This is a genomic window from Geomonas azotofigens (genome assembly GCF_018919395.1).
GTDB classification, from domain to species: Bacteria; Desulfobacterota; Desulfuromonadia; order Geobacterales; family Geobacteraceae; genus Geomonas; species Geomonas azotofigens.
In genome coordinates, this window is the sequence record NZ_JAHLME010000001.1 from 842,162 (window position 1) to 860,448 (window position 18,287).

Genomic DNA, 18,287 nt, shown 5'->3' on the forward strand with positions numbered 1-18,287 from the left:
GAGCCTGAACTGGAACTGGACCTGCCCCCTCCCTAACCCTCCCCCTCCGGGGGCGGGGACGTGGACCGGGCGAAGCAATAAAGGAGCAGCAATTATGTGCGACCATCACAACCACGCGCATCATCACGACCATGACCACGACCATGACCATGACCATGACCATGACCATGACCACGGCCATGACCACGGCCATGACCACGGCCATGATCATCACCACCATCACCCCCACCTCCACGCCGTCCCCCAGCGCGGGCCGGGACTGAAGATCGCCATCACCGGCAAGGGGGGCGTGGGCAAGACCACCTTCGCGAGCCTCCTCTGCCGCGCCTTCGCCAATGACGGCGCCAGGGTGCTCGCCGTCGACGCGGACCCGGACGCCAACCTGGCCGCGGCGCTCGGGATCCCGGCCGAACGCGCCGCGGAACTCCAGCCGGTGGCACGCATGAAGGAACTCGCCGAGGAGCGCACCGGCGCGAGCGGCGGCTACGGCTCCTTCTTCAAGCTGAACCCGAAGGTGAGCGACCTGCCGGAGCAGTTCTGCCTGGAGCAGGACGGCATCAGGTTCCTCTGGATGGGAACCCTGGAACAGGGGGGAGGCGGCTGCGCCTGCCCGGAAAGCACCCTGGTCAAGCGGTTGATGGGGCACCTCCTCCTGGAGCGGGACGAGGTGGTGGTCATGGACATGGAGGCGGGGCTCGAGCACCTCGGGCGCCGTACGGCGGAATCCGTGGACGCCCTGGTGGTCGTGGTGGAACCGGGCCAGCGCAGCCTGCAGACGGCCCGCCAGATCACGCGGCTGGCCGCCGATCTCGGCATCGATGAGGTCTTCGTGGTGGGAAGCAAGATCCGCGACGATGACGACCGGCGCCTTGTCGAGGAGGAGATCCCCCAGCGGCAGCTGCTGGGGACCATCTCCTTCTGCGAGGAGGTGCGGCGGGCCGACCGCGAGAACCGCGCGCCGGACCGGCTCAGCGCGCAGGCGCTCCGGGAGGTGCGCGCCATCAAGGACCGCATGCTCGCGCTGCGTGGGAACGCCAAGTAGTCAGGCTGGAGACCCCTCCCGCCGAGGGCGACGAAGCGACGTTGAGTCACTTTCCCCGTCTCGAATGGGCCGCACATCGATTGATGGCGGCCCATTTCAGTTCGCGCTCGCACTTGCCGAAAAGGGGTATACCTGTGACCTTGACTTGAGGGGCGGCAACGCGTATTTTATTCCAAAACCACTATATTCATTAAATTGAAAAAGCTTGACGGGAGGCGGCCTTTGCAACCCACCATACTGCTCGTAGACGACCTGCAGATGTTTCTCGAGATCGAGAAGGACTTCTTCAAACATACCGATGTGAACATCGTGACGGCGCGCGACGGCGTCGAGGCCTTCGAGGCGGTCAAGAGCGAGAAGCCGGCGCTGGTCTTCATGGACCTGCAGATGCCCAACATGGACGGGGCGGCCTGCTGCCGGGCCATCCGCTCCCATCCGGACCACGCCGAGCTGCCGGTGGTGATCATTTCGTCGACGTCGGTGCAGCAGGATAAGGACGACTGCCTTGCCGCCGGCTGCAACTACTTCCTCACCAAGCCAGCCGGCCGGGAACGGTTCCTCGAGATCGCGCGGGAGTTCATCCCCGGCATCGACCGGCGCGAGAGGCGCCTCCCCTGCAACCTGACCGCGACCCTGCAGCTCAACGGCGAGGCTTTCCCCTGTACGCTGCACGACCTGGGGGTGGATGGGGCCTACGTGGTGACCGACCGCCCCGCCAATTCCGGCAACGTGGTCAATCTCTCCTTCACCCTTCCCGACGGCACAGTGGTGGATTCCCCCTGCAAGGTGATCTGGTCCGGCGACAGTACCGCCCTCCGCCCCAAGGGGCTGGGGCTGAAGTTCGCCCTGCTCCCCAAACCGGTCCGCTCCGCGCTGGCCCACGCCCTGGAAAAGCTGTGAGACAGATTCCCTTTTGACCTCGCTGGGGCTAAGTGATATAACTAGGCGCTCGGCACCCCGCGGCGCCTAAGCCCCGGCAGGCCTTAAGGAAAATCATGAAACTGCTCCACAAACTGAACCCTCCCCAGCAGGAGGCCGTGCTGCACGGCGAGGGACCGCTCCTGGTCCTGGCCGGCGCCGGCTCCGGCAAGACCCGCGTCATCGTGCACCGCATCGCCTACCTGATCCACGAGCGGGGCGTCCCTCCCTGGCAGATCCTGGCCGTCACCTTCACCAACAAGGCCGCCGGAGAGATGCGCGAGCGCATCCAGCACATGCTGGGAGATGGGGAAATCCCGCTGGTCTCCACTTTCCATTCCACCTGCGCCCGCATCCTGAGAAGCGACATCAGGAGCCTCGGCTACGACTCCAACTTCGCCATCTACGACGACAAGGACTGCGAACGCCTGTTGAAGGACTGCGCCGCCGAGATGAACCTCGACGAGAAGCGCTACCCGGTGAAGATGCTCGGGAGCGCCATCGACGAGTTCAAGAACCAGGGGATGAGTCCCTTCGACGTCCCCGCCGATTCCCCCTACCAGGCGACCCTGGCCCGGGTCTACCGCTGCTACCAGGAGCGCCTCAAGCGCTGCAACGCGGTCGACTTCGGCGACCTGCTCCTGTTGACCGTGCAGCTCTTCGAGGAGCACAAGGAGGTGCTGGACAAGTACCTGAAGCGCTGGCGCTGGCTCCTGGTGGACGAGTACCAGGACACCAACCCCGTGCAGTACCGCCTGGTGCAGCTTCTGGCCGGCGCGCAGCAGAACCTCTGCGTGGTGGGCGACGACGACCAGTCCATCTACGGCTGGCGCGGCGCGGACATCCGCAACATACTGGAATTCGAGAAGGATTTTCCGGGCGTCAAGGTGGTGAAGCTGGAGCAGAACTACCGCTCCACCAAGACCATCCTGGACGGCGCCTGGCACGTGGTGCAGAAGAACAAGGGGAGAAAGCCCAAGCGTCTCTGGACCGATAACCCCGAGGGGGAGCGCATCGTGTACCGCACGCTCCCCAACGAATGGGAGGAGGGGCGCACCGTCTGCCGCGAGATCGAGCGTTTCCTGGCCGAGGGGGGCGACCTCTCCGAGGTGGCGGTCTTCTACCGCACCAACGCCCAGTCCCGCGTCATCGAGGAGGCGCTCGTGGGTGCCCAGATCCCGCACCACATGGTCGGCGGCGTCCGCTTCTACGCCCGGCTCGAGGTGAAGGACATCCTCGCCTACCTGAAGGTGCTGGACAACCCTTCCGACGACGTGGCGGTGAAGCGGATCATCAATACCCCTCCGCGCGGCATCGGCAACACGACGGTCCAGAAGATCGCCGATTTCGCCAACGAGAAGGGGCTCCCCTTCTACGACGCCATGCTGGAGGGGGCCTACGGGCCGCTGCTCCCCGCCGCCGCGCGCGGCAAGGTGGCCGCCTTCGTCAACGAGTTGGAAGGATACAAGACCCTCAGCGAGAAGCTGCCGCTGTCCGAGCTTACCGCCGCCGTCATCAACGATTCCGGCTACTACGCCCGGCTGAAGGCCCAGCGGACCGAGGAGGCCCAGGAACGGATCGACAACCTCCAGGAATTGGTGACCGCCATGCAGACCTACGAGAGCATGCCGGGCGAGCACGGGCTGGCCGACTTCCTGGAGCGGGTGGCGCTGGTGTCCGACCTGGAGCACGAGGGGGAGGGTAAGAAGGCGTCGGCGACGCTGATGACCCTGCACTCGGCCAAGGGGCTGGAATTCCAGCTGGTTTTCATGATCGGCATGGAGGAGAAACTCTTCCCGCACGTGCGCGCCCTGGAAAACCCGGACCAGATGGAAGAGGAAAGAAGGCTCTGCTACGTGGGGATGACCCGCGCCAAGAAGCGGCTGTTCCTTTTGAACGTGCGCCGGCGCCACATCTTCGGCCAGGAGCAGATGAACGCCCCGGCCCGTTTCATCGCCGACATCCCGAGGGAACTTTTGGACAGCGGCGACCTGTGGCAGCGCCCGGAGCCCTCCCGCGACTTCTCCTCGTCCTCCCACAACCTCGCCTCCCTGTTCGAGGAGGAGATCGAGCCGGAGTTCGATGACAACGAGGTGCGCATGGTCCCCGACGACGAGGACGACGGCATCTGGGTGGGCATGAAGGTGCGCCACGCCCAGTTCGGGCCGGGGACCATCAGGAAGATCGAAGGGGAGGGGGACAACCAGAAGGTGATCGTCTGGTTCAACTCGCTGGGCGGGCCGAAGAAGCTCCTGGTCCGCTTCGCCGGCCTTGAGCGGGCTTGAAAAGCGGTATATAGTTGCCATGTATCGTTAATGAAATTATCAAGGAGGCCTTCCCATGAGAAAACTAGCCGTCTTCATGATAGCGATGCTGCTGTTCTCCGGCTGCACCCACTATAAGAGTCAGTACGTTTCCTTCCGGCCGCCCGAGGCGTACCAGAACCACCTTGAGCAGTCCGGCGTCTCATTGGGCGGCGAGGCGTACGCGACCCCGGAGGCGGCCGAGCAGGCCTTCGGCTTCGACATCAAGGGGGCCGGTCTGTTGCCGGTGATGCTGGTCATGGACAACAAGAGCGGCAAGACCCTTGAGATAATGGGGGGGCAGACCTTCCTGGTGGACGAGGGGGGCAACTACTGGCCGCTGGTCACCAACAAGGTGGCCTTCGACCGGCTGGAGAGCTCGACCCAGTTCGCTTCCTTCTTCGGCAAGGGTGCCGGCAAGGGGGCGCTGCTGGGCGCGGCGGCCGGGACCGTGCTGGGTGCGGCGCTCGGCATCGTTTCCGGCAAGAGCGTGGCGGGGTCCCTGGGCAAGGGTGCCGCTCTCGGCGCCGCCGGGGGCGCCATCATCGGCGGGACCCAGGAGGGTACCTCCAACGACCGTGCGAACCGCATCTCGGACGACCTGAGGAGCAAGGGGCTGGAGGGGCGTCCCCTCCCGGCCGACAGCCTTTCCAACGGCTTCATCTTCTTCCCGGGCGAGGCCCCGAGCGCCAAGGAGCTGAGGCTGCAGTGGCGCGAGAAGGAAACCGGCCAGGTGCAGAAGCTGATCCTGCCGCTCAACGTGCGCAAGTAGGCGTTTCGGCCGCAAGGGGGCTGCGAGGGGGCTGGCTCCGTCCGGTGCCTGTCCCCCTCCGGTTAGATGCTGAATAGGGGCTCGACGGCCCCTATTGCTTTGTGAGCACTTCCCCCCTCCCGACCTCCCCCCTCCGGGGGGAGGAGCTGGCCCTGTCGTCCCCCCGGTGGGGAGAGTATCCGACTTTTCGTCCCCTCCCCCGGAGGGGGAGGGACAGGGAGGGGGAAGCTTTTGTGCCACAACTGAAGGAGTTCCGTTTGGAAAAACCGATCATAGCCGTCACCATGGGGGACCCGAGCGGCATCGGGCCTGAGATCATCGCGGCGGCGCTCGCCGACCCCGCCGTCACCGCGCTTTGCCGGCCGCTGGTGCTGGGCGACCGCGCCGCCATCGAGCGCGGCATCGCCGTGGCGGGTGCCAGGCTCTCCGTCGTCTCGGCCCCGGAGCTCATCCCCGCCACGGAACCGGCTCCGAAAACCCTCTACCTGCGCGAACTCTCCACCCTCCAACCGGACCAGATGGTCTACGGCCGCCCCGGCCCTGCCGGCGGCGACGCCTGTTACCGCTACATCTGCGCGGCGGCACAGCTCTGCATGGACGGAACGGTGGCGGCCATGGCCACCGCCCCCATCAACAAGGAGTCGCTGAACAGCGCCGGGCACCGTTTCCCGGGACACACGGAACTGCTGGCGGAGCTGACCGGCGGGCACGAGGTGGTGATGATGCTCGCCGGCGACCGGCTCCGGGTCACCCTGGTCACCATCCACGAGGCGCTCGCCGACGTCCCGAAACTGGTTACCTTCGACCGGGTCCTCTCCACCATCAGGATCACCAACGATTCGCTCTCGCGCTGGTTCTGCAAGGCGCCGCGCCTGGCTGTCCTGGCGCTCAACCCGCACTGCGGCGAGGGGGGGATGTTCGGCGACGAGGAGAGCCGCATCATCGCCCCGGCGGTGGCCGCGGCGCGAGCAGAGGGGATCGACGCGGTGGGACCGCTTTCCGCCGACACCCTGTTCCACTTCGCCGCGCACGGGGGGTACGACGCCGTGGTCTGCATGTACCACGACCAGGGGCTCATCCCGCTCAAGCTTTTGCACTTCGATGACGGGGTGAACGTAACGCTCGGCCTCCCCATCATCCGCACCTCGGTCGACCACGGCACCGCCTACGACCTCGCCGGCACCGGCAAGGCGAGCCCCGCCAGCATGAAGGCTGCCCTAATCATGGCGGCGCAGATGGCGCGCCCGCGATGAACCACGTCCCCCCTCCCCAGTCCCCTCTCCCAGGGGGAGAGGGGGACGGACCGGTGTGGGGATAGCCGGAAAGGCCGATCGCTCACCGCGGCACCTGCCCCACCCCCCCTGACCTCCTGCCGCGAGGGTAGGGGGATTATACGTAAAGGAATCGCTGCTATGAAATTGAAGAAATACCTCCTCTGGGGTGCCGGTCTCTGCGCCATCTACGCTGTCTATGTCGTCGTCTCGCTCTTTTTCGTCCCGCCGGTCACGGTGCTCAAGGACAAGAAGATGAACATGACCATCCAGGTCAAGGACTGGCAGGGGAACTACCACCCGCTGGTGGTCGGCCCCAAGAACCGCTACTGGACCCCCCTGTCCCAGATTCCCTCGGAGATGAAGTGGGCGGTGATCCTTGCCGAGGACGCCTCCTTCTACAAGCACGAGGGGATCGACGTCAAGGCGATCAAGGAGGCGATCAAGTACGACCTCGAGAAGCAGAGCTTCGCCCGCGGCGCCTCCACCATCACCCAGCAGGTGGCCAAGAACCTGTTCCTCTCCCGGGAGAAGACCCTGACCCGCAAGGCGAAAGAGCTGTACCTGGCCAAGCGCATGGAGCAGGAGATCACCAAGGGGCGCATCATCGAGCTCTACCTGAACGTGATCGAACTGGGGCCCATGGTGCACGGCATCGGCCACGGCGCGCGCTACTACTTCGGCAAGTCGCCGGCCGCGCTCACCCCGCGCGAGTGCGCCTTCCTCGCCGCGATGCTGCCGGGGCCACGCGTCGCGTACAACCCGTACAAGAACCTGGACAAGGTGCTCAAGCGCTCCAACATGATCCTGAGGCTTTTGGCCAACAAGGGGGTGCTCTCCTCGGGCGAATACCAAGCGGCGCTGGCCGAGATGCCCAACATCGGCCGGATGCAGAAGAAGGTCGACGAGAGCATCAAGCAGGTCGAGGTCATGGCGAACCACACCAGCGCCACCGTGCCGCAGGGGCTCGCTACCGAGCCGGAGAAGGGGCAGGCCGAGCCCGGCGCGCCCCCGGCCGAGCAGCATCCGGCCGCCGCCGAACCTGCCCCGGAGAAGCCCCAGGAAGGCGCCGCCCCCGCCAAGGAGGGTGCCCCGGCGCAGGACAAGCAGTAGCCGCGAGACGACGACCGCTCCCCCCCTCCCTCTCCCCCTCTTCCGGGGGGCGAGGGGGACCGGGCACAGGGTTTTTGCCCCTTCGGCGAGTGCACCTGAGAACGCGGTCCACCTGTAGGGGCGAATAAACATTCGCCCCCCTTGATCGCGCCTCCACCCCTGTTGCCAAGATCGGGGGCGGGGCACCGGCGGCTGGGCGAATGATTATTCGCCCCTACAGGATGTAGGAGTGACGCGGCGTGCAAGGAAGCCCTCACCCCTACCCCTCTCCCAGAGGGCGAGGGGATATCGCCGCCACCGTTCCCTCCCCAGCCATCACTCCCATCACTCCCATCACTCCCATCACTCCCATCACTCCCATCACCCCCATCACCCCCATCACCCCCATCACCCCCATCACCCCCATCACCCCCATCACCCCCATCACCCCCATCACTCCCATCACTCCCCCGCCGGCTTTTCCCCGACCCCGCTAAGACTTGTCTTAGAATTCTCCTCCTCAAGTTCCCATTAAATCTGCCGAAAACAACGAAGAAGACGAATGAGCGTCTCAAGCTACTGGAGAAGTGTGATGGAAACAGCTATATCAGGCCGCGTCATCCTCGTAGACGACGACCCTTATGTCTTGGAAAGTGTCGCCTTGCTCCTCTCTGTGAGCGGCTTCGAGGTGCATCCGTGCTCAAATGGCATGGACGCGCTGGAGCTTTTGCGCCAGTCGCCTCCCGATGTCGTGCTCACCGACGTGAACATGCCGCAGATGTCGGGCATCGAGCTCCTGGAGCAGATCCACGACCTCGACAAGGACATCCCGGTCATCCTGATGACGGCGTACGCTGAACTGGAGATGGCGGTGTCCGCCATCAAGAAGGGGGCCTTCGACTTCATCATCAAGCCTTTCAAAACCCCCTACCTGATCTACGCCGTGGAAAAGGGGATCAACTACCAGAGACTGCTGCTGGTGGAGAAGAACTACAAGGCGGAGCTGGAGCGCCAGGTGCTGGACCGGACCCGGGAACTGGGCGAGGCGCTGGTGCAGATGCGCAGCATGAGCCGCGAAACCATCGAGAGGCTCACCGCCGCAGCCGAATTGAGGGACGAGGATACCGGCAAGCACATCGCCCGCATCGGCCTCTACGCCAAGCGGCTGGCGGAACAGCTGGCAATGCCGCGCGAGTTCGTGGACGGCATCGCCATGGCGGCGCCGATGCACGACGTCGGCAAGATCGGCATCCCGGACGCCATTCTCCTAAAGGCGGGGCCGCTCACCAACGAGGAGTTCGGCATCATGAAGAGCCACACCTCCATCGGGGGCAAAATTCTGGCCGGCTCCAACCACCTGGTGCTGCAGATGGCGGCGTCCATCGCCAACACGCACCACGAACGCTGGGACGGCGGCGGTTATCCGCGCGGGCTGGCCGGGGACGTGACCCCCATGGAGGGACGTATCGTCATGCTGGTGGACCAGTACGACGCGTTGAGGAGCAAGCGGGTCTACAAACCGGCGTTGAGCCACGAAAGGACCATGGAGATCATCACCCAGGGGGATGGCAGGACCATGCCCGACCATTTCGATCCCCAGGTGCTGCGGGCCTTTGAAGCGGTGGCAGCCGATTTCGCGACCATTTACGCCACCCACAACGACTAACCCCGACAAGCGATGCCCAGGTTCAGCCTGAAAATAAAACTGGCGCTGGTGGTCTTTCTCCTGATCGGAACCGTGAGCACGGGAGTCGCCGGGCTGGGACTCATGTTCTTCATCAAGGAGTTCAAGGCCAGCATGGCCAGCCGCCAGTTCTCCGTGGTCAGCGCCACGGCCGCGGATCTCGACGACCGCATCGCGTCCGCGCAGCGCGAACTGGTCGCGGTGGCGATGAGCATCCCTCCCTCGCTGGCGGCCGACCCGCAGCGCCTGCAACACTTCCTCGACTCCCGCCTCGACCTGCACCAGGTCTTCAGCGACGGCACCGGTTTCTATTCACCCAAGGGGGTACTGCTCGCCTCGGCCCCGGGCCAGAGCCTCTTCATCGGCAAGGACTTCTCCAGCCGGGAATACTTCATCCGCACCATCGGCTCGGCCAAGCCCTACATCTCGGAACCCCTCCTCTCGGTGCGGGGAAGGCTCCTGGTGGTGTTCACCGCACCGGTGCTGGGAACCGACGGCTCACTGATCGGGGTGCTGGGGGGGAGGGTGGAGCTCGGGGAGGAAAATTTCCTGAGCCGGCTGGGCCGGCTGCGCGTCGGTGACGGCGGCAACTTCTTCCTTTTCAACGACCAGCGGCGCCTCATCGTGCATCCGAACCGGGACCGGCTCCAACTCCCGCTCGCGCCACAGGGGCAGCAGGAACTTCTGGACCGGGTCATCGGCGGCTACGAGGGGAGCGGCGAGATGGTCGGCCCCTCGGGCGTACCCGGCATCTATTCCTTCAAGAGGCTGCAGGCGACCAGGTGGATCCTCGCGGCGGAGCGCCCGCTGGCCGAGGCCTACGAGCCGATCTACCGGGCCCGGTCCCTGGTGCTCTCCAGCCTTGCCGCGCTCCTCCCCGTCGCGCTGCTCCTGGTCTGGCTTTTCACCGGACGCCTGACCGCCCCGCTCCTGATGTTCGCCGCGCGGGTGCGCAGCATGGGGGAAGGGACCTCCTTCGAACCGATGCCGCTGCCAAGCCGGGACGAGATCGGCGAGCTGGTGCAGGCGTTCAACGCGATGATGCAGGAACTGGCCGGCCAGCGGCGACGGCTGGAACATGAGAAGAGCTTCGCCGTGCAGCTCTTGCAGCACAGCGCGCTCCCCTGCTTCGTGATCGACGCGGAGCATCGGGTCATCATCTGGAACAAGGCCCTCGAGGAGTTGACCGGAATGGCCGCTGAGGACCAGGTGGGGAAGGCGGAGGCGTGGCGGGCGTTCTATACGGAACAGCGCCGGGTGCTGGCCGACGTGGTGGTGGACGGATCCCTGCAGGAGATGGCGGACCTGTACGGCTGCTACGCGGACTCCGAGCTGATTCCCAACGGGCTGCGCGCCGAGGGATGGTACCGGCTCAAGGGAAAGCAGCGCTACCTTTGCTTCGACGCGGCGCCCATCAAGGACAGCGAGGGGCAGGTGGTGGCTGCCATCCAGACCCTGCAGGACGTGACCGTCAAGGCCAAGACCGAGGAGCGCCTCACCAACATGGTGGCGGCCATCGGCGAGAGCGAGGAGCGCTTCCGGCGCCTGGTGGAACTCTCGCTGGACGGCATCGCCATCCTGGTCGGCCGCCGTTTCGTCTTCATCAACCCCGCCGGCAGCGAGCTGCTGGGGTGCCAGTCAACGGACCAGCTCATGGGGCGGGAGATGCTGGAATTCATCGAGCGGGAATCGGCGGAACTTTTCCTGGAGCAGGTGACCTACGCGGAACAGGGGGACAGCAGCGCGCCCTGGATCGAGGAGCGGCTGTTGCGCAACGACCGGACCAGTATCGAGGTGGAGCTCGGGGTGGGACCCTTCGTCTATCGCGGCGAACGCGCGCTGCAGGTGATCTTCCGGGACATTACCGAGCGCAAGCTGGCCAAGGCGCGGCTGGAGACCTTGGCGCACTACGATTCGCTCACCTCGCTGCCGAACCGGGTGCTGTTCTTCGATCGGCTGAAACATGCGCTTTCCGAGGCGAAGCGCTACCACCACCCGATGGCGCTCATGTATCTCGACCTGGACTGCTTCAAGGAGATCAACGACCGCTTCGGCCACGCCGCCGGGGATGCCGTGCTCCTGGAGGCGGGACAGCGGCTCAAGGATTGTGTGCGCGCCTGCGACATGGTGGCGCGCATGGGTGGGGACGAGTTCACCATCATCCTGACCAAGATGGCGGAACCCCAGGACGCGGCGGTGGTGGCGGGGAGGATCATCGAGGCCTTCGCCCCCCCGTTCCTGGTGGAGGGGGAGGAGGCCGGCGTCGGCGTGAGTATCGGGGTCTGCATCTACCCCGCCTGCGGGGACGACCTGGACGGCATGGTGCGCTCCGCGGACGGGGCCATGTACCGAGCCAAGCAGGACGGCAAGAACGTGTACCGCTTCCACCCCCCGGCTGAGGGGGGCGCAAGCGGTACCACGGAAGGGGCTACGGGAGGCGCCGCGGAGAGCGCCGTGTAAGGTACTACCTAAGGGGCTACAGCCTGAGGGCCTCGACGGCGGCCTCGTCCAGGGCGTTGGTGGTGCCGAACTCGGTCTCGGCGCCGTCGCAGGTCACGGCGATGGTCGCCGCGGCGCCGGGCTCGGCCTTGGTGTAGCGCAAAAGGATCTGCGCCGCGCGCTCCAAAAGCTCCGGCGAACTCTCCCCCATGACCGCCGCCAGCGGGCTCTTGCCGTCCTTCCAGCGCAGGGCGGCCTCGCCGGCCTGGATTGCCCGCTCCAGCAGTTCGTTCTCGGCCTCGTTTCTCCCCATGACCACCTTGGTGCGCCGGCCGATCCTGAAGTGCCGGCCCAGTTTCAGCATCCTGAAGTCCCTGAGGTTCAACTGGTCCGAGTGGTCGAAGACGTCGCGGATCTTGCCGACAAAGGAAAGCTCGGTCAACAGGCACCCCCCGGCCGGGCAGGGGTAGTTCTTCACGTCCAGTTCCTCGGCCAGCTCGAACTGCTCCTTGCGGGAGCGACCCGAGATGGAGAGGAGCTTCTCGCGGTCCACCCACCCCTGCTGTTCCGGGATGGTCGGGTTGAAGTGTTTGGCGGAAAGGGGGCGCAACAGGAGCCCCTCCAGGCCGCTTTCCCGCTCGATGATGCGCAGGGTGTCGCGGCGCTGGCTCATGGGGCGCTGTCCGAGCACCTCGCCGGTGATGACGAAGTCGGCGCCCGATTCCTCCATGTACTCCTTCGCCTTTTTCAACAGGTAGATGCGGCAGTCGATGCAGGGGTTCATCCCCTTGCCGTGGCCGTGCTTGGGGTTCCTGATGATCTCCAGGTAGTCGGCCCCCTTGTGCATCACCTTGATGGGGATCTTGAATTCCTCCGCCACCCGCACCGCCTCCGACTTGCAGCCGGCGTTCTTGCCGGTGCAGGTGCAGAAGGGGGAGGTGAAGTTGAGCGCCTCCACGGCGATCCCCTGTTCCAGGAGCACCTTGACGGCGAGGGTTGAATCAAGTCCGCCCGAGAGCAGGGCGATGGCTTTTCTTTGCATGCAAACTCCTTATTCAATTGACAATTGGCAATTGGCGATTGACAATGGGTGATCTTTTTCTGTAATGATGGCAGTTACTTGCAACGCGACTGACAGATAAGCGGGAAGGGACTGCGTTGAGGTTCTGCTTAGTCGAGGTATCGCATCCGGGGCTTCGTTGCCTTTGGCAGCGCGGACCACTGTTCACTGGTCCTGCCGCCTCGGGCATTGTCAATTGTCCATTGCCAATTGTCAATTGATTTGTCTCTTGCACGGTCAATTGTCAATTGATTGGACTGCTCCATTGTCAATTGTCAATCGAGGGGTTTTCGGGTACATTTCCCCTGGCACCGCCATCTGCAGCATCCTGGAGGTTATGCAATGAACGGGCTTGTCAAGGAAGGGTCCATCGGTGAGGTACTCTTCAAATCCCAGATCATCACCGAGCACGAGTTGAGGGCCGCCCTCGAGGCGCAGAAGGTCTCGGGATGCCGGGTCGGCGAGGCGCTGGTCCGGATGGGGGTGGTCACCCAGGAGGACATCGACTGGGCGCTCGCCAACCAGTTGAACATCCCTTACGTACGGCTCAAGAAAGAAAACATCGACCCCGCCGCCGTGGAGAAGGTCCCCGGCCAGCTGGCCAGGCGCCACAGCCTCTGCCCGGTGGTGCTCACCGGCAGCGAGCTCTCCGTGGCCATGGCCGACCCGCTTAACAAGGAGGCGATCGAGGAACTCTCGCGCGTCTCCGGCTGCCACATCAACATCTCGGTGGGCCTCATCCGCGAGATCAGGGAGATGCACGAGACCCTGTACGGCCCGGACATCACCCAGCCGGAGCTGGGCTTCTCCTCGGGGCAGTTCAGCGCCAACGTCCTCGCCGCGGTGAACGCGGACCTCACCGGCGCCATGCTCCTGAACCACCTGCTCCTGCGCGTGGTACAGCAAAAGTACGCGGCGCTCGCCCTGCAGCCCCTGGGGGACCAGGTGCGCGTGCTGGTGCGCAGCGGCCACAAGAGCACCGAGCTCGGTCGGTTGGCCATCACCCACTACGCCCGCCTGACCGAGCGCGTCCGGCGCCTCTCCGGTCTCGCCACCGAGGGAGAGGGGGCGGCCAGCGGCGTGCTGAAGTTCCTGTGGCAGGGGAAGAAGATCCCCTTCCAGGCGCTTTTGATGCCCGGCGACGGCGGCCAGTACGTGACGCTCAGGCTGCACGCCGTCTCGCCCCAGGTGAACACCATGGACGACCTGGGGCTCACCCCGCGCCAGCGCGACGACCTGGCGACCCTCGCCGCCGCCAAGCAGGGGCTGATACTCTTCGCCGGGCGCTCCCCGGAGGAGCGCAGCCGCCTCATCGACCTGTTCGTCGACTCCAGCGACCATTCCGGGCGTACCGTGCTGCTGATCGGTGAGCGGCTGGGCCGGGGCAGGAGCAAGTTCCCCCGTATCCCCAGCTCCCGCTGCTGCGCCGACGACAGCGCCGCCGTGATCGCGACCGCCATGGAGCACGACCCCGACACGCTGGTGATCGAGGACGTCACCGATCTGCCCACCTTCATCGCCGCCAGCAAGGCCGCCATGCGCGGCAAGCTGGTGGTGGCGGGGATATCCCACGGGAGCAAGGGAGAGGTGCTGAAACAGCTCATCTACCTGATCCAGAAGAACTACCTGATCCCCACCCATGTCAGGGGAATCGTGTCGAGCCGCTGTGTGCTGCTCTTGTGCCCCGAGTGCAAGGAGCGCTACACCCCGGCACCCGAGGAGCTGGCGGCGCTCAGGCTGGCGTCCGGCGAGCGGGCGTTTTACCGGCCGGCGGGGTGCCCCGCCTGCGACCAGACCGGCTACCGGGGCAAGAAGTACCTTCTGGACGTGATCCGGTTCGACGCGGAGCTCCTGGAGGCGTTGGAGATGATCCGCGACAGCGACGGGGTGGTCCGTTACCTTAGGGAGAACGGCTTCCGCGGCATCGCGGAGGAAGGGGCGGAACTTCTGGAGCGGGGCGAAATCGCCCCCGGTGAGTACGTCGCTTCAATAATACTGTGACGGAGAAAAGACATGGCAAGGATTGATGCGCTGTTCAAGCTGATGCACGACGCCGGGGCCTCCGATTTGCACCTCTCCGCAGGTTCCCCTCCGATATTCCGGCTGCGCGGCGAGATGGAGCGCCAGAACTTCAAGACCCTGACGCACGAGGAGCTGAAGGCGATCCTGTACGAGATACTGACCCCCAAGCAGCGCGAGCACTTCGAGGAGAAGCATGACCTCGACTTCGCCTACTCGGTTCCGGGGCTGGCCCGTTTCCGCGGCAACTACATGATGCAGCATCGCGGCATCGCGGCCGTGTTCCGCATCATCCCGAGCAAGATCCTGTCCGCCGACGACCTCGGTCTTCCCGAGGGGATCCGTAACATGACCAAGCTGAGGAAGGGGATGGTGCTGGTGACCGGCCCCACCGGGAGCGGCAAGTCGACCACGCTGGCCGCCATGATCGACCTGATCAACAGTACGCGCCGGGAGCACATCCTGACCCTGGAGGACCCGCTCGAGTTCATCCACGAGAACAAGATGTCGCTGTTCAACCAGCGCCAGATCGGCGAGCACTCCGAGAGCTTCGCCAGCGCCCTGCGCGCGGCCCTCAGGGAGGACCCGGACGTGATCCTGGTGGGCGAGATGCGCGACCTTGAGACCATCGGCCTCGCCATGAGCGCCGCCGAGACCGGCCACCTGGTCTTCGGCACCCTGCACACGAGCTCGGCGGCCAAGACCGTGGACCGCATCATCGACGTCTTTCCCAAGGACGCCCAGGAACAGGTGCGCGCCATCCTCTCCGAGTCGCTGAGGGGGGTGGTCTGCCAGCAGCTTCTGAAGACGGCGGACGGCAAGGGTCGCGCCGCCGCGCAGGAGATCATGGTCTGGAACCCGGCCATCGGCAACCTGATCCGTGAAGGGAAGACGTTCCAGATCCCCTCCATCATGCAGACCGGCAGAAAGGACGGCATGCAGCTCATGGACCAGCACATCCTTGATCTTTTGAAGACCAAGAAGGTGTCGCCGGAGGAGGCGTACCGCTGCTGCCAGGACAAGCGGCAGTTCGAGCAGTACCTCACCGCGCCGCCGCAGGAGCACTGAGGGGAAAGGCAAAACCATTAGCCACGCTTGCGGACCGTAGCGCTACGGCGCGTGGGTCTGGAGGAAATCTGAGAACTTCGGAGAAAACCTAAGGCTATAACGACAAAACCATTGGCAGGAGAACATCTGACGACATCTTAGAAGCGACCAAAGCTTTTGGGTTTAACCCAAAGCCTTGTTTTTCGCCTCTCTCAGGTTTCCTCAGATTTTCTCCGTGGCCAATGGTTTTTAGCTTTTTAGGAGGGAATTGGATGAAGTTTCCTGTTTCGGAACTGATTGAGAGGGTCCACCCGCCGCCGATCTCCGAGGTCAAGGGATGGCTGGCGGGCGCCAACCAAAAGCTTTCACTGATCGACCTGTGCCAGGCGATCCCGGATTACCCGCCCCCCCCCGAACTGATCGACCACCTGGAACAGGTGATGCGCGACCCTCTCACCTCGCGCTACAGCATCGACGAGGGGCTCCTCGAGGTGCGCGAGGCGGTCTGCCGCGGCTACCGGGCGCTCTACGACGCCTGCATCGACCCCTCCCAGATCTGTCTCACCATCGGGGCGAGCCAGGCGCTCTGGCTCGCGATGGTGACCCTGTGCCGAGCCGGCGACGAGGTCATCGTGCAGTTGCCCGCTTACTTCGACCACCCCATGGCGCTCGCCGTCCTCGGGATACGGGCCGTGTTCGCACCCTTTGACGAATCGACCGGCGGCCTTCCCGACGTTGCCGCCATCGCCGGGCTGATCTCCGAGAAGACCCGGGCCATCCTCCTGGTCACCCCCAGTAACCCCACCGGCGCCGTCATCCCGCCGGAGACCATACGGGAGCTCCACCAGCTGGCCCGGCGGCGCGACGTCGCCTTGGTGCTGGACGAAACCTACAACAGCTTCATCACCGGAGGTGTGCGGCCGCACGATCTCTTTCGGGCCCCCTGCTGGGGGGATCACTTCGTCCACATCGCGTCCTTCGGCAAGACCTTCGCGCTCACCGGGTACCGCGCGGGGATGCTGGCCGCTTCGAGCAAGTTCATCGAGCACGCCCTGAAGGCCCAGGACACCATGGCGGTCTGCCAGCCCCGGGTCACCCAGCACGCGGTGCAGTACGGCTTCGAGCATCTTTCCGGGTGGGTGGCGCGCAACCGGGTCATGATGGAGCGGCGCCACGAGGTGTTCCGGGCCGAGATGGCGAAGCCGGGCAACCCGTTCCGGCTGGTGGCGAGCGGACCCTTCTTCGGCTGGGTGGCGCACCCCTGTGCCGGGAAGAGCGGCCGGGAGGTGGCGAAGCGGCTGGTCGAGGAATCGGGGATGCTGCTGCTCCCCGGCGAGGTGTTCGGGCCGGGGCTGGAAGGGTATCTGAGGCTGGCGTTTGGGAACATCACCGAGGAAACCATCCCGGAGGCGGTGCGGCGGTTCAGGGCGTTGAACCCCTGAAAACTAAAACCATTAGCCACGGAGAACATCTGAGAACTTCGCAGAAAACAAAAACGGGAGAACAGCTTTTGGGTTAGACCAATTTCTCGTTTTTCGCTTTCTCAGATTTCCTCAGATTTTCTCCGTGGCCAATGGTTTTGTTTTTGCCGTCAGGTTTTACAGCGCTTCCTGGAGGAAATCGATCAACCCGTCATTGACCTCCTCGGCGTGGGTCCAGTTGAGGCCGTGGGGGGCGCCGGCGACGACGATGAGGCGGCTGCCTTCGACGGCTTCGTGGGTTCGGCTCCCGGTGGCGGCGAAGGGGAGGATGCGGTCGTCGTCCCCGTGGATGACGAGGGTCGGGATCTTGATGCTCAAGAGGTCGTCGCGGAAATCGGTAAGCCACGAGTAAACGCAGGACAGCGTCGCGATGGGCGAGGCCTGCGCCGCGATGTTCCAGCTAAGCCTAAGCACCTCTTCGCTCACCTTCTTCCCCCCGAAAGCGTGCTGGTTGTAGAAGTTGCCGAGAAAGCTGGTCAAAAAGGAGAGCCGGTCGCTCCTTATCCCCTGTCGGATCCCTTGGAAGATGTCGCCATCAAGTCCCGCCTCGTTATCCGGCCTCTTCAGGAGAAACGGCGTCACCGCCGCCATGAACACCGCCTTCTGGATCCGCTCGCAACCGTAGCGCCCGAGGTAGCGCGCCACCTCCCCGCCTCCCATCGAGAATCCAACCAAAACCGCGTCGCGCAGGTCGAGGGTGTTCAAAAGCGTGTTGAGATCGGCCGCCAGCGTGTCGTAGTCGTAGCCGGTGGAGGGCCGGCCCGACTGGCCGAAGCCGCGCCGGTCGTAGGTCACCACCCGGTACCCCGCCTCCAGCAGGGGGGGCACCTGCCGCTCCCACGACCTGCCGCTGAGCGGCCAGCCGTGGATCAGCACCACCGGCTGTCCTTCCCCGAGATCCTCGTAGTACAGGTCGATGTTGCAGGAGTTCTCTTTCCCCACAGTGATGTAGCTCATCGCATCTCCTTTGCTGGAGCACCCAGGGTGGGTGCTGGACAGCGGTTCTCCGGCGGCCGAATCCTGCGCAAGGTGTTCAGATACAACATTTTAGGGACAAGTCAACCTGCCAATTGGCGATGGCTGCGTGAGCGGTTGTGCCGCCCTTGCCTGGCCGCGACCGCCGGTCGGCGAGTGGCCGGCCCGCGTTCGGTCGGGGCGC

General features: G+C 64.8%; 14 protein-coding genes. 11 read left to right on the top strand and 3 right to left on the bottom strand.

The genetic code is table 11. From position 1 onward, the window contains the following. Nucleotides 1–94 precede the first annotated feature (94 nt). The 6 genes from KOL99_RS03730 to KOL99_RS03755 all read left to right on the top strand — a co-directional run bounded on the left by KOL99_RS03730 (nt 95) and on the right by KOL99_RS03755 (nt 7,419). A complete protein-coding gene (locus KOL99_RS03730) occupies nt 95–1,042 on the top strand; it encodes an ATP-binding protein (RefSeq protein WP_236025753.1) in 948 nt (315 codons plus the stop codon). A gap of 222 nt (nt 1,043–1,264) precedes the next feature. Then, complete coding sequence (locus KOL99_RS03735; RefSeq protein WP_216509130.1) at nt 1,265–1,942, top strand: response regulator; 678 nt, start codon at nt 1,265–1,267, stop codon at nt 1,940–1,942. 95 nt (nt 1,943–2,037) lie between these two features. Beyond that, nucleotides 2,038–4,245, top strand: a complete 2,208-nt coding sequence (locus tag KOL99_RS03740) for an ATP-dependent helicase (RefSeq protein ID WP_216509131.1) — start codon at nt 2,038–2,040, stop codon at nt 4,243–4,245. A gap of 55 nt (nt 4,246–4,300) precedes the next feature. Further along, nucleotides 4,301–5,035 carry a glycine zipper family protein gene (locus tag KOL99_RS03745; protein ID WP_216509132.1) on the top strand — a complete coding sequence of 245 codons (735 nt, stop codon included), beginning with the start codon at nt 4,301–4,303 and terminating at the stop codon, nt 5,033–5,035. Between the two features lie 284 nt (nt 5,036–5,319). Beyond that, a complete protein-coding gene (gene pdxA / locus KOL99_RS03750) occupies nt 5,320–6,288 on the top strand; it encodes a 4-hydroxythreonine-4-phosphate dehydrogenase PdxA (RefSeq protein ID WP_216509400.1) in 969 nt (322 codons plus the stop codon). Between the two features lie 159 nt (nt 6,289–6,447). Beyond that, a complete protein-coding gene (locus KOL99_RS03755) occupies nt 6,448–7,419 on the top strand; it encodes a transglycosylase domain-containing protein (RefSeq protein WP_216509133.1) in 972 nt (323 codons plus the stop codon). 259 nt (nt 7,420–7,678) lie between these two features. On the opposite strand, the gene KOL99_RS03760 is transcribed toward KOL99_RS03755, so the two are convergent. Next, the gene (locus tag KOL99_RS03760) at nt 7,679–7,861 is read right to left on the bottom strand and encodes a hypothetical protein (protein WP_216509134.1); all 183 of its coding nucleotides are present in this window, start codon (nt 7,859–7,861) and stop codon (nt 7,679–7,681) included. Between the two features lie 129 nt (nt 7,862–7,990). Between KOL99_RS03760 and KOL99_RS03765 the strand changes: the two genes are divergently transcribed. Then, nucleotides 7,991–9,064 carry a response regulator gene (locus KOL99_RS03765; RefSeq protein ID WP_216509135.1) on the top strand — a complete coding sequence of 358 codons (1,074 nt, stop codon included), beginning with the start codon at nt 7,991–7,993 and terminating at the stop codon, nt 9,062–9,064. A gap of 12 nt (nt 9,065–9,076) precedes the next feature. Then, on the top strand, nt 9,077–11,542 hold the full coding sequence (locus KOL99_RS03770; RefSeq protein ID WP_216509136.1) for a sensor domain-containing diguanylate cyclase: 2,466 nt from the start codon (nt 9,077–9,079) through the stop codon (nt 11,540–11,542). Between the two features lie 16 nt (nt 11,543–11,558). On the opposite strand, the gene KOL99_RS03775 is transcribed toward KOL99_RS03770, so the two are convergent. Continuing rightward, entirely contained in the window at nt 11,559–12,563 is a 1,005-nt protein-coding gene (locus KOL99_RS03775) for a hypothetical protein (RefSeq protein ID WP_216509137.1), read from the bottom strand. A 360-nt stretch (nt 12,564–12,923) separates the two neighbouring features. Here KOL99_RS03775 and KOL99_RS03780 point away from each other — a divergent pair, with 360 nt between their 5' ends. From KOL99_RS03780 to KOL99_RS03790, 3 genes are all read left to right on the top strand, one after another. After that, entirely contained in the window at nt 12,924–14,582 is a 1,659-nt protein-coding gene (locus tag KOL99_RS03780) for a GspE/PulE family protein (RefSeq protein ID WP_216509138.1), read from the top strand. 12 nt (nt 14,583–14,594) lie between these two features. After that, nucleotides 14,595–15,668, top strand: coding sequence for a type IV pilus twitching motility protein PilT (locus KOL99_RS03785; RefSeq protein WP_216509139.1), 1,074 nt, complete (start codon nt 14,595–14,597; stop codon nt 15,666–15,668). A 251-nt stretch (nt 15,669–15,919) separates the two neighbouring features. After that, complete coding sequence (locus tag KOL99_RS03790) at nt 15,920–17,089, top strand: aminotransferase (protein ID WP_216509140.1); 1,170 nt, start codon at nt 15,920–15,922, stop codon at nt 17,087–17,089. Nucleotides 17,090–17,245: 156 nt separating this feature from the next. On the opposite strand, the gene KOL99_RS03795 is transcribed toward KOL99_RS03790, so the two are convergent. Then, nucleotides 17,246–18,085 (bottom strand): alpha/beta fold hydrolase, encoded by an 840-nt coding sequence (locus KOL99_RS03795; RefSeq protein ID WP_216509141.1) that lies wholly within the window; start codon nt 18,083–18,085, stop codon nt 17,246–17,248. Between the last annotated feature and the right edge of the window lie 202 nt (nt 18,086–18,287).